Here is an 11,523-nt window from a genome sequence, read left to right as displayed (position 1 = left end):
GCGGCCCGGCCCCGGGGGGGGGGGGGGGGGGGGGGGCCGCCCCCGCGGGCGGGGGGGGGCCCCCCCCCCCCCCCGCGGGGGGGGCCCCCGGGGGGCGGGGCCCGGCGGGCCCCCCCGCCGATTTCACGGGAGGCCGTTCATGCGGTTAGACTCGTGAAACTGCTCGGCGAGGGATGCCGTGTGCCTGCTCGCCGGGTGCCCGCTCCGTGATCGACGCGCTGCCGGTGTCGGATTTCCGTCCGTCGGCAGAGGCCGTTACCGCCGAGTGACCCCCGAACGTACTGAGGGTGTGGCCCCGGCGGTTTTTCGCGTTGCCTGCACCCCCGCGCCAGTCTTCCCGAGGAGTGCAGTCGTGTCCGAGATCCGCATCGCCGCTGAGACCCGTTCCGAGTTCGGCAAGGGTGCCGCCCGTCGCGCCCGCCGTGCCGGCTTCGTCCCCGGTGTCGTCTACGGCCACGGCCACGCCCCGGTTCACCTGAACCTGCCGAGCCACGACCTGATGATGGCGCTCAAGACCCCGAACGCCCTGCTGGTCGTGCCGATCGAGGGCAAGGACGAGTACGTGCTGCCCAAGGCCGTGCAGCGCGAGGCCATCAAGCGCACCATCGAGCACGTCGACCTGCTGCTGGTCAAGCGCGGCGAGAAGGTCACCGTCGAGATCCCGGTCCTCACCGAGGGCGAGCTGGCCCCCGGCGGCAACCTGCTGGAGCACGTCCTCAACGCGCTGCCGATCGAGGCCGAGGCCACCCACCTGCCCGAGTCGGTCACCGTCTCGGTCGAGGGCCTGGAGTCCGGTGCCTCCATCCTCGCCAAGGACATCGCCCTGCCGGCCGGCGTCACCCTGGCCGTCGACGCCGACGCCGTCGTGCTGCAGGTCATCGGTGCCCAGGCCGCCCCGGCCGAGGCCGCCGAGGCCGAGGGCGCCGAGGCCTGAGCCTCGCCCCACCAGCTGTGACCGCTGCCCCGGTCGCTCCCCTCGGAGCGGCCGGGGCAGCGGTGTGTCCGGGAAGATGACGTAGAGCGCGCACAGGAGGAGAGAGGGCATGGCGGACGAGTACGAGGGCCCCTGGCTGGTGGTGGGGCTGGGCAACCCGGGCGAGCAGTACGCCCGGAACCGGCACAACATCGGGTTCATGGTGGTGGACCTGCTGGCGCAGCGGATGGGCGCGAAGTTCAAGGCGCACAAGAGCCGGGCGCAGGTGGCCGAAGGACGGCTGTCCGGCCGCCGGGTGGTGCTGGCCAAGCCGATGTCGTTCATGAACCTCTCCGGCGGGCCGGTGACGGCGCTGCGGGACTTCTACAAGGCGCCGGCCTCGGCGCTGGTCGCCGTCCACGACGAGCTGGACATCGACTACGCGGCGCTGCGCCTCAAGCTGGGCGGCGGGGACAACGGCCACAACGGGCTGAAGTCGATCACCAAGTCGCTGGGGCCGGACTACTACCGGGTGCGGTGCGGGATCGGTCGGCCGCCGGGCCGGATGGAGGTCGCGGACTTCGTGCTGAAGGACTTCTCCGGCGCCGAGCGCAAGGAACTGGAGTGGTTCGTGGACCGCTCGGCGGACGCGGTGGAGGCGCTGCTGTCCGAGGGGCTGGAGCGGGCGCAGGGCACCTACAACTCCTGACGCTCCATCAAGTCCGGGAGTGGTGTTACGCAACAGTCGTACAACGCTTGACGGTCCAAACCTGAATCCGTGTGAGAACCCTGTGCGGGATCGGATAGCGTCGGCCTGGTACGCGAACGAGTCCTGGGGAGTTCTCGATGCGGGGTTTTCGTCCGGTCCGCCGACTGCGGCGGCTCCGGGTGGTCCGACTGAAGCAGTTCGGACGGCGGGTCGGCACGGCCGGTGCGCTGGGGGCGGCCGGGGTGCTGCTCTCGGGCGGCGCGGTGGCGCACGCGGACGCGGTGGCCGAGCCGGATCCGGGCGTCTCCGCGGATCCCGCGGCGGCGCAGTTCGGGCCGCTGCTCGGTGACTCGATGGGCACGGACGCCGGGCTGCTGGCGGTCGGTGGCGGCCTGGTGGTCGCGGCCGGCGGCGCCGCGCTGTGGCTGAAGCGCCGGCGCGCGGGCGAGCCGGGCGAGTAGGCCGTGTCCGGGGCCTGGCCGCCCGCGCGGTGAGCACGACACCGGGCCGGTGCCCACGGGCGCCGGCCCTTTCGCGTGCCCCGAACCCTTCCGGTACGGGACGGGGCCGCCGCCCACCCCGGAGGGCGGACGGCGGCCCCGTCCCGTACGCGCGGTGGCGTCAGCCGGTGTTGCGCAGGCCGGCGGCGATGCCGTTGACGGTCAGCAGCAGCGCGCGGGCGCGCAGCGGGTCCTCGTGGCGGCCGGTGGCGACCTCATCGCGCTGGCGGCGCAGCAGCGCGACCTGGAGGTAGGAGATCGGGTCGAGGTAGGCGTCGCGGACGGTGAAGGTCTGCTTGAGCACCGGGTTGTGCTCCAGCAGTTCGCCCTCGCCGGTGAGCCGGAGCACCTCGCGCAGGGTGAGGTCGTGCTCGGCGACGATCTGGTCGAAGACGTGGTGCAGTTCGGCGGGCACCAGCTGCTCGACGTAGTGGCGGGCGATCCGCAGGTCGGTCTTGGCCAGCGTCATGGCGACGTTGGACAGGAAGTTGCGGAAGAAGTGCCACTGGCCGTGCATCTCGTCGAGCACGCCGCCGAGGCCGGCCGCGCGGGCGGCGGCGAGGCCGGAGCCGACGCCGTACCATCCGGGGACGATCTGGCGGGACTGGGTCCAGCCGAAGACCCACGGGATGGCCCGCAGGCCGTCGAGGCCGGCGCCGGAGTCGGGGCGGCGGGACGGGCGGGAGCCCAGGTGCAGCGAGGCGAGCTGGTCGACCGGGGTGGCGGCGAAGAAGTACTTCGGCAGGTCGTCCTGCTCGACCAGGGCGCGGTAGGCGGTGTGGGCGGCCGCGGAGACCTGGTCCATCGCGGCGTCCCAGCGGGCCAGTTCCTCGGGGGCCTGGCGCGGGGCGGTGTGCAGCGCGGAGGCGGAGAGGGTGGCGGAGATGGTCAGCTCCAGGTTCTCCCGGGCGAGGGAGGGGAGCAGGTACTTGTCGGAGATGACCTCGCCCTGCTCGGTGACCTTGATCTCGCCCTCCAGGGTGCCCCAGGGCTGGGCCAGGATGGCCTCGTGGGAGGGGCCGCCGCCGCGGCCGACGGTGCCGCCGCGGCCGTGGAACAGGCGCAGCCGGATGCCGTAGCGGTGGGCGACGTCGCGCAGCCGGCGCTGGGCGCGGTGGATCTCCCACTGGGAGGTGGTGATGCCGCCGAACTTGGAGGAGTCGGAGTAGCCGAGCATGACCTCCTGGACGTCGCCGCGCAGCGAGACGAGCAGCCGGTAGGAGGGGTCGGACAGCATCTCGTCGAGGATGAGGTCGGCCTTCTGGAGTTCCTCGGTGGTCTCCAGCAGCGGCACGATGCCGATCTTGGCGATGCCGCCGTGCAGGTCGATCAGGCCGGCCTCGCGGGCCAGGACGGTGGCGGCGAAGACGTCGTCGGCGCCCTGGCACATGGAGATGATGTAGCTCTCGACGATCTCGTCGCCGAAGCGCTCGAAGCCCTCGCGGATGGTGTTGAAGACGCCGAGGGTCTTGGTGCCGGCGGCGTCCAGCGGGGCCGGGGTGGGGGCGAGCGGGCGGCGCGAGCGGAGCTCCTTGGCGAGCAGCTTCTGCCGGTACTCGCGGGGCATGTCGGCGTAGCGCCAGGCCTCCTCGCCGAGGCGGTCGAAGAGCTGGCCGAGGGCGTGGTGGTGGGCCTCGGCGTGCTCGCGGACGTCCATGGTGGCGAGCTGGAGGCCGAAGGCCTCGATGGTGCGGATGGCGCGGGCGAGGCGGCCGTCGGCGATCAGCTCGCCGCGGTGGGAGCGCAGGGAGTCCTGGATGAGCCGCAGGTCGGTGATCAGCTCGCGGGTGCCGAGGTAGTCGCGGCCCTCGACGTGCGGGGTGCCCTGGGCGAGCCGCTCGCGGGTGTTCTCCAGCTTGAGCCGGACGCAGGTGGCCTTGAGGCGGTAGGGCTCCTCGGCGTTCATCCGCTTGTAGCGGGGGCTGAGCTCGGGGAGCTGGTGCAGGTCGGTGTTGAGCGAGGCGAGCAGTTCGACCGAGGCGCCGGCCAGCCGCTCGGAGGTGGAGAGGGTGCTGCGCAGGTCGTCGACGGCGGCCAGGGCGTCCTTGATGCCGTACTCGTGCTGGAGGTTGAGGACGTCCCAGGTGACCTGCGGGGTCACGTTGGGGTTGCCGTCGCGGTCGCCGCCGATCCAGGTGCCGAAGGTGAGCGGGCGGACGCCGTCGGGCAGGGTCAGGCCGACCCGGCCGAGTTCCTCGTGCAGTTCCTCCAGGACCTGGGGGACGGCGTCGCGGTAGAGCTCGTCCAGGTAGTAGACGGCGTTGCGGGCCTCGTCGGTGGGCTCGGGGCGGGCGATGCGCAGCTCGTCGGTCTGCCAGAGCAGGTCGATGACCTCGGCGAGGCGGCGGTCGGCCTGGCGGCGGGCGCTGCTGGTGCGGGCCGGGTCGGCCTGGGAGAGGCCGGCGGCGATCTCCTCGCGGTGGATGCGGTCGAGGAGTTCGCCGATGCGGCGCAGCTTGTTGAGGACGCTGCGGCGGGCGGCCTCGGTGGGGTGGGCGGTGAAGACCGGCCGGACCGCGAGGTGGGCCAGGGTGTTCTCGAGGTGCTTGGGGTCGGCCTCGGCGAGCTGGTCGGCGGTCTGGGCGAGCAGCGAGCCCTCCCGGGCGCGGCGGGTGGCGAACTCGCGGCCGCGGTGCACCTGTTCGGTGACGTTGGCGAGGTGGAAGTAGGTGGAGAAGGCCCGGACCAGCTTGGCGGCGGTGTCCAGGTCGATGTCGGAGAGGAGTTCGGCGGTGGCCTCGCCGTCGGTGCGGCTGAGCAGGCGGACCTGTTCGACCAGGCCCAGTAGCTGGGGGCCTTCCTGGCGGACCAGCGTCTCGCCGAGCAGGTCGCCGAGGCGGCGGATGTCCGCACGCAGGGCCGCGTTGTCGGCAACTGGGCCGGTGGCGTGGACATTGGGGCTGTCCGCCGGGGTGGGGACCGGAGCGGTCACGGCTGGCTCCCTGTGGTGGTGGGGTTCGGCAACGGCTCATCGTCACAGGTCCGCCCGCGTGTGGCGGGTGTGACGCGTGCGGACCGCGCTGTCCGACGCGACCAGCATAGGTGTCGGGGCGGTCGCTGTCCGCGAGGTGGCCGGATGGCGGACAGTGACGCCGCAGGCCGCATGTGGTCTGGACCACTTGAGGGTCCGGCGAGGTGTCGGGGGCAATCCCGGTGGGGAGGGGAGGGGGTTGCCGCTTAGGCTGTCGGCCATGAGCAAGTCGCCTGGGGAGCGCGCGCCGGTCCGGTCGTTCTGGTGGTGGGAGCGGCCGCGCAGCGCCTTCCTGGACATCGGGCTGGCGGTGCTCGCCGCGCTGGAGTGCGCGCTCAGCACGATCGCCTTCCTCTCCGGCCGGGTGCACCTGGACGCCGCCGGGGTGGCCGGCACCTCGCTGCTCGGCGTGGTGGCGGGCGGTTCGCTGGTGCTGCGCCGCCGCTGGCCGGCCGTACCGGTGCTGGTGACCCTGGTGGCGATGCCGGGGATGCTCGGCGTCCTGCTGCTGGTGGTGTCGCTGTACACGCTGGCGGCGACCTGGGAGTGGCCCACCCGGCGCTGGCGGGTGGTGGCGCTGTCCGCACTGGCCTTCGCCGAGACCGTCGCCGTGATGATGGTGTCGATGCTGACGCCCGGCGACACGGCGGTGGAGCAGCCGCCGCTCTGGGGCCAGGTGCTGATCGCGGTGCTGGTCTCCGTCGGCCTGACCGTCCCGCCGGTGGTCACCGGACTGTACGTGGGCGCGCGGCGGCGGCTGATCGACTCGCTCAAGGACCGCGCGCACGGCCTGGAGACCGAACTGGACCTGCTGGCCGAGCAGGCCCAGGAGCGCGCCCGCCGGGCCCGGCTGGAGGAGCGCACCCGGATCGCCCGGGAGATGCACGACGTGGTGGCGCACCGGGTGTCCCTGATGGTGGTGCACGCCGGGGCGCTGGAGCGGATCGTCGCCAAGGACCCGGAGAAGGCCGCGCAGAGCGCCAAGCTGATGGGCGAGGTCGGGCGGCAGGCGCTGAACGAGCTGCGGGAGATCCTCGGCGTGCTGCGGATGGACGACGAGCGCCAGCCGGAGCCGGACTCGCTGGCCGGGCTGCCCCGGCTGGTCGACCAGTCCCGGGCGGCCGGCATGGCGGTGACGCTGACCGTCAGCGGCAGTCGGCAGGAGTTCACCGGCGAGGCCGAGCAGACCGCCTACCGCGTCGTCCAGGAGGGTCTGACCAACGCGCACAAGCACGCGGGCGGCGCACAGGTGTCCGTCCTGCTCGCGTACGCGCCCAACGGGGTGCGGGTGAGCGTGGTGAACGCCTGCCCGGGCGGCGGCGGGGGCGCGGCGAAGCTGCCCAGCGGCGGCAACGGACTGGTCGGGATGCGGGAGCGGGTGATCGCGCTGGGCGGCACCTTCTCCTCCGGGCCGGAGGCGGACGGCGGGTTCCGGGTCGAGGCGGTGCTGCCGTCCCGGCTGGCGGTCCGGGCCGAACGGCTGCGGTGACGCGCCGCCAGGCCCGGCCCGGCGGTCAGGGCGCGTCGGCGGACCGCCCCGGGGCCCGCCGGGCCGCCGTCAGGATCCGTCGGCGGTGCGCAGCCGCTCCGGGGCGGTGCCCAGGACCAGGGTGGTGACGGCCTGGTCGATGCCGTGCCCGAGGAACCACTCGCCGGTGTGGTCCAGGCTGTAGACCCGGCCCTCCTCGTCGACGGCCAGCAGCGCCTGCCCGTACGCCTCCTCGCCGAGCGGGGCGAGCTGGGTGCCCAGGGCGCGGCCGAGGTCGAGCAGGGTGCGCGGCTGGTGCAGCCCGCACAGCGGGTCGATCAGGAACGGGGTGCGGGCCAGCTGGCGGCCCGGGCCGGCCAGGTCGAAGGCGAGGCCGCCGAACTCGGCCCAGGCCTCCACCGCCGCCGGGAACACCGCGTGCCGCAGGCCGGACGGCCCGCCGTACCCGACCAGGGCGTCGGCCCACTCCTCGGCCTGCCGTATCTGCCAGCGGCCGGGGTGCCAGCCGGCCGCCTTGAGCTCGGCGGCGACGTCGGCGGGGAAGCGCGGGCGAACCCGCCCGGCGGGGGCGGCGGACAGGGTGGCCGGCGGTGGCGGGGGCGGGCTGGGCGGGTTCAGGGCGGACTCCAGGGCTCGGGGACAGGGGGCGTACGAGGGCGCGGTCAGGGCGCGGGCGGCCCGACGGCGACGCTCTGCACGGTGAAGTGCTCCAGCATCGGCGCGCAGGAACGGCACGGCGGGGCGTGGGTGCCGTGCGCCGGGTCGCCCTCCTCCCGGATGCGAACGGTCGTCATCCGGGAGCCCTTGAGCGCCTTGCGGGCCTCGTGCAGGGTCATCGGCTTGCGGGCGGCGCGCTTGGAGCGCCGGCCGTCGACCGCGGCCAGGTGCTGGGAGAGCAGGACGGCCTCCGGGCAGCGGCCGGTGAACCGCTCGCGCGCCTCGACGGGCAGCGTGTCCAGGAACTCGCCGACCAGCGGGTGCAGGACCGGCCGTCGGGCGTCCTTGTCCCCGGCCAGGGTGTGCACCTCGCCGCCCTTGAGCGACAGGGCGGCGGCGACGGCGGGCAGCAGGCTGTCGCGGTGGTGGCGCAGCACGGGCGGGCCCGCGGGCTCACCGGTGGTCATGCGTCGTCCTCCTCCTCTGTTCCCGCTGACGGAAGGACCGGTGGGACGGTCCGGGGCAAGCCTGTCAAACGACACCGACATCCGCACAACCGGGGTGCGGGGGCGGACGAACGACCGTGCGGGACCGGCCGGGCCGTCACCCGATCCTCGCCGGACCGGGGCCGGATCCGCACACCGTCGTCACGACTTGTCCGCCGATTTCCCGAAACCACCCCCGGGCCGGGGGCACGGCCGGTACCGTTCCGGCAGCGAGGCCGAAGGGGATCCGGCCGACCGTCCGCGGACGCGCGGACGGGCCCGGACCCGGTGCCCGTGCCGGACGTTGGGGCCGCCGGGGTGGGCCCGCGCCCGCCCTGGCGGCGGAGCGAAGGGGCTCGTGGATGACGTCGGAGCAGCCCGGTCGGAACGGACCACGGCAGCGGTCGGGGGCCTGGGACGCGCAGGCCGCCAACCAGGCGCCCGGCGGGCACGTGCCCACGCCGGGCGAACCGCCCCGGCCGGCGCCGGAACGCCCGGTGGGCCTCGCCGTGGTCGGGGCCGGCTACTGGGGCCCGAAGCTGGTCCGCAACGCGCAGGACACCCCGGCGCTGCGGCTGCACTGGCTGTGCGACCTGGACGAGGCCAAGGCCCGTACCGTGCTGGGGGAGTACAGCACCGTCCGGGCGACCGGCTCCTACCGGCGGGTGCTCGACGACGAACGGGTCGGGGCCGTCGCGGTGGCCACGCCCGCGGCCGCGCACTACCGGCTGGTGCGGGCCGCGCTGGAGGCCGGCAAGCACGTGCTGGTGGAGAAGCCGATCACCACCTCCGCCGCCGAGGCCGCCGAACTCGTCGACCTGGCCGAGCGCAGCGGGCTGGTGCTGATGTGCGACCACACCTTCTGCTACACCCCGGTGGTGCGCCGGATCCGCGAGCTGGTGCACGGCGGCGAGATCGGCGACGTCCAGTTCTTCGACTCGGTGCGGATCAACCTCGGCCTGGTGCAGCCCGACGTGGACGTGCTGTGGGACCTCGCCCCGCACGACCTGTCGATCCTCGACTTCGTGCTGCCGCCCGGCGTCGAACCGGTCGGGGTGTCCGCCCAGGGCGCCGACCCGATCGGCGCCGGCCGGGCCTGCGTGGCGTACCTGACGGTCCGGCTGAGCAACGGCGCGCTGGCCCACTGCCACGTCAACTGGCTCTCCCCGACGAAGGTCCGCACCACGCTGATCGGCGGCTCCCGGCGCACCCTGGTCTGGGACGACCTCAACCCGCAGGCCCGGCTGGCCGTGCACGACCGCGGCGTCGACCTCACCCCGCCCGACCAGCTGACCGACGCGATCCGGCACCGGGCGCTGATCTCCTACCGGGTCGGCGAGATGGTCGCGCCCGCGCTGGTCGAGCAGGAGGCGCTGCGCAACGTGATGGCCGAGTTCGCCGCCGCGATCACCGAGCGCCGGGCCCCGCTCACCGACGGCCGGGCCGGGGTGCGGGTGCTCCAGCTGCTGGAGGCGGCCTCGCTCAGCCTCGAACTCGGCGGTGCCACCGTCCCGGTGGGGTCCGGGGACCGGGCGGCCACCCGGTGAGCGCCGGCATCCCGCCGGTCGACCCGATCCCGCTGGTCGACCTGGCGGCCGCGCACGCCGAGGTCGCGGCCGAGGTCCGGGCCGGCTTCGACCGGGTGCTCGCCTCCGGCGGCTACGTCAAGGGCCCCGAAGTGGACGGCTTCGAGCGGGAGTACGCCGACTTCACCGGCGCCCGGCACTGCGTGGGCGCCGGCAACGGCACAGACGCCCTCGAACTCGCCCTGCGCGCCCTCGACCTGCCGCCCGGCGGCGGCGTCGTGCTGCCCGCCAACACCTTCGTCGCCACCGCCGGGGCCGTACAGCGGGCCGGGCTGCGCCCGGTACTGGTCGACGCCGACCCGGCGCACCTGCTGATCGACCCCGAGCGGGCCGCCGGGGCGCTGCCCGGCGCGGTCGCGCTGCTGCCCGTCCACCTGAACGGCCAGCTCGCCCCGATGGGGCCGCTGCTGGAGCTGGCCGACGGACGGCCGGTGGTGGAGGACGCGGCGCAGTCCCAGGGCGCCCGGCAGCACGGTCGCACCGGCTACGGGCGGATCGCGGCCACCAGCTTCTACCCGGGCAAGAACCTCGGCGGCTACGGCGACGCCGGGGCGGTGCTCACCGACGACAACGAACTCGCCACCGCCGTCCGGCTGATCGGCGACCACGGCGCGCGCGAGAAGTACCGGCACGAGCGGTTCGGCTTCAACTCCCGGATGGACGCGCTGCAGGCCGTCGTGCTGCGGGCCAAGCTGCGCCGGCTGCCCGCCTGGAACGCCGCCCGCCGGGCCGCCGCCGCCCGCTACGACGCCCTGCTCGGCGGCCTCGACGGCCTGACCCTGCCGCGTACCGCGCCCGGCAACGAGCACGTCTGGCACCTGTACGCGGTGCGGATCGGTCCCGGCCGGGACCGCGACGCCGTCCTCGCCGCGCTGCGCGCCGCCGGGATCGGCGCCGGGGTGCACTACCCCGTCCCGGTCCACCTCCAGCCCGCGTTCCGTCACCTCGGCCACCGTGCGGGGGCGTTCCCGGTCGCCGAACGGGCCGCCCGCGAACTGCTCAGCCTGCCGCTGCACCCGCATCTCACCGAGGCGCAGCAGACCAGGATCGCCGGGGTGCTGGCCGGGGCGCTCGGGCAGCGGCTCTGACGGTTCCCCTTCTCCCGGGCGGGGGCCCGGGCCCGGAGACGACCCCCTACGCTGGTGTCCAGCAAGCGCTTCGAGAATTTGCAGCAGCCAGTGGGGGCTCCCAGATGACGACAGGTCGGCCCGGCGTCGCCGCCGCACCGAACGCGGCGTACGCAGGTCAGGTGGTGCAGTTCCCGGACCCGGTCCGCGCGGAGCGACACCCCGCCGGGGTCCGGGTGGACGAGTACGGCTACCCGGACTTCGGCCCGTACGCCGCCGCCGCGGCCGAGGTCGCCGACCCGCCGGACGGCTTCGGCGTGGACGAGCTGCGGCTGACCGACTACGTGTCGGCCAACGCCGCGCTGTTCACCCAGGGCCACCCGCTCTGGGCCGACCTGGACACCGCCGTCGCCACCCCGCCCGGCTGGACCTGGCACCACGCGGTCGGCCGGGCCGCCCCCGGCTGGCGGCGGATGGAACTCGTCCCGGTGGAGGTCAAGGCGCTGCTGCGGCACCACGCCGGCCTGGCCACCTCCGCCGCCGACCACACCCGCCGCGGCACCCGCCCGTTGCAGGAGCGCCGGCCCGTGCACTTCTCGCTGGCCAAGGACGGCGGCGACCCGATCGGCGTCCCCGAGGACCTGGTGCAGCGCGCCGAGGAGCGCCTCGGCTACCGGCTGCCCGGCGCCTACCGCACCTTCCTCAAGCTGGGCGGCGGCCGCGCCCCGGTCGGGGTGGCGCTGGACACCGAGCTCGGCATGCTGCTCGACCAGCCCTTCCTCACCCTCAGCGAGGAGTACGGCACCCAGGACGTCGTGTACGCCAACAAGTGCCTGCGCGACCACCTCACCAAGGACTACCTGGGCGTCGCCTACGCGCAGGGCGGCATCGTCGCGCTCAAGGTGCGCGGCGACCGGGCCGGCTCGGTCTGGTTCCACCTGTACGACGACGCCCGCGACACCGGCGCGCCGGAGGCCCCGGAGGACCGCTGCGCCCGGCTGCTGCTGCCCTGCGGCGAGGACTTCGACGCGTTCCTGCTGCGGCTGGCCGGCAGCCCGCCGGAGCTGGAGACGGTCGCGGAGCTGATGGTGGACGGCGGGTTCGCCCGGGCCGTCCCGGTGGACTGACGTGGCCGCGGCGGTGGAA

Annotated in this window: 10 protein-coding genes; 7 read left to right on the top strand and 3 right to left on the bottom strand. The window is 74.7% G+C overall.

Translation table 11 applies throughout. The features are described 5' to 3' along the window. Nucleotides 1-352 precede the first annotated feature (352 nt). The 3 genes from ACIOGZ_RS32695 to ACIOGZ_RS32685 all read left to right on the top strand — a co-directional run bounded on the left by ACIOGZ_RS32695 (nucleotide 353) and on the right by ACIOGZ_RS32685 (nucleotide 2,083). The gene (locus ACIOGZ_RS32695; RefSeq protein WP_363588396.1) at nucleotides 353-934 is read left to right on the top strand and encodes a 50S ribosomal protein L25/general stress protein Ctc; all 582 of its coding nucleotides are present in this window, start codon (nucleotides 353-355) and stop codon (nucleotides 932-934) included. Between the two features lie 109 nt (nucleotides 935-1,043). Next, nucleotides 1,044-1,622 (top strand): aminoacyl-tRNA hydrolase, encoded by a 579-nt coding sequence (pth, locus tag ACIOGZ_RS32690; protein ID WP_063348046.1) that lies wholly within the window; start codon nucleotides 1,044-1,046, stop codon nucleotides 1,620-1,622. A 137-nt stretch (nucleotides 1,623-1,759) separates the two neighbouring features. After that, nucleotides 1,760-2,083: a hypothetical protein gene (locus ACIOGZ_RS32685; RefSeq protein WP_350877739.1), complete on the top strand. Its 324-nt coding sequence runs from the start codon at nucleotides 1,760-1,762 to the stop codon at nucleotides 2,081-2,083. Nucleotides 2,084-2,243: 160 nt separating this feature from the next. On the opposite strand, the gene ppc is transcribed toward ACIOGZ_RS32685, so the two are convergent. Next, nucleotides 2,244-4,979 (bottom strand): phosphoenolpyruvate carboxylase, encoded by a 2,736-nt coding sequence (ppc, locus tag ACIOGZ_RS32680; protein ID WP_363588404.1) that lies wholly within the window; start codon nucleotides 4,977-4,979, stop codon nucleotides 2,244-2,246. A 334-nt stretch (nucleotides 4,980-5,313) separates the two neighbouring features. Here ppc and ACIOGZ_RS32675 point away from each other — a divergent pair, with 334 nt between their 5' ends. Further along, nucleotides 5,314-6,582, top strand: coding sequence for a histidine kinase (locus ACIOGZ_RS32675; protein WP_363619230.1), 1,269 nt, complete (start codon nucleotides 5,314-5,316; stop codon nucleotides 6,580-6,582). Nucleotides 6,583-6,651: 69 nt separating this feature from the next. Here ACIOGZ_RS32675 and ACIOGZ_RS32670 read toward each other — a convergent pair whose 3' ends face one another. Both ACIOGZ_RS32670 and ACIOGZ_RS32665 read right to left on the bottom strand, forming a co-directional pair. Next, a complete protein-coding gene (locus ACIOGZ_RS32670) occupies nucleotides 6,652-7,161 on the bottom strand; it encodes an SUKH-3 domain-containing protein (protein WP_363630194.1) in 510 nt (169 codons plus the stop codon). An 83-nt stretch (nucleotides 7,162-7,244) separates the two neighbouring features. Further along, complete coding sequence (locus ACIOGZ_RS32665; protein WP_350877742.1) at nucleotides 7,245-7,706, bottom strand: YwqJ-related putative deaminase; 462 nt, start codon at nucleotides 7,704-7,706, stop codon at nucleotides 7,245-7,247. A gap of 380 nt (nucleotides 7,707-8,086) precedes the next feature. On the opposite strand from ACIOGZ_RS32665, the gene ACIOGZ_RS32660 reads away from it, so the two are divergent. From ACIOGZ_RS32660 to ACIOGZ_RS32650, 3 genes are all read left to right on the top strand, one after another. Beyond that, a complete protein-coding gene (locus ACIOGZ_RS32660; protein WP_363588391.1) occupies nucleotides 8,087-9,271 on the top strand; it encodes a Gfo/Idh/MocA family oxidoreductase in 1,185 nt (394 codons plus the stop codon). Beyond that, nucleotides 9,268-10,398, top strand: a complete 1,131-nt coding sequence (locus tag ACIOGZ_RS32655; protein WP_400988679.1) for a DegT/DnrJ/EryC1/StrS family aminotransferase — start codon at nucleotides 9,268-9,270, stop codon at nucleotides 10,396-10,398. Before ACIOGZ_RS32660 ends, ACIOGZ_RS32655 begins: the two co-directional genes overlap by 4 nt. A 104-nt stretch (nucleotides 10,399-10,502) precedes the next feature. Next, nucleotides 10,503-11,504 carry an SMI1/KNR4 family protein gene (locus ACIOGZ_RS32650; protein WP_363588387.1) on the top strand — a complete coding sequence of 334 codons (1,002 nt, stop codon included), beginning with the start codon at nucleotides 10,503-10,505 and terminating at the stop codon, nucleotides 11,502-11,504. Nucleotides 11,505-11,523 lie beyond the last annotated feature (19 nt).

The organism is Kitasatospora sp. NPDC088160 (assembly GCF_044741445.1).
Taxonomy (GTDB): Bacteria; Actinomycetota; Actinomycetes; order Streptomycetales; family Streptomycetaceae; genus Kitasatospora.
The sequence above is the reverse complement of the archived record's forward strand: the minus strand, read 5'-3'. Positions and strand labels throughout refer to the sequence as shown.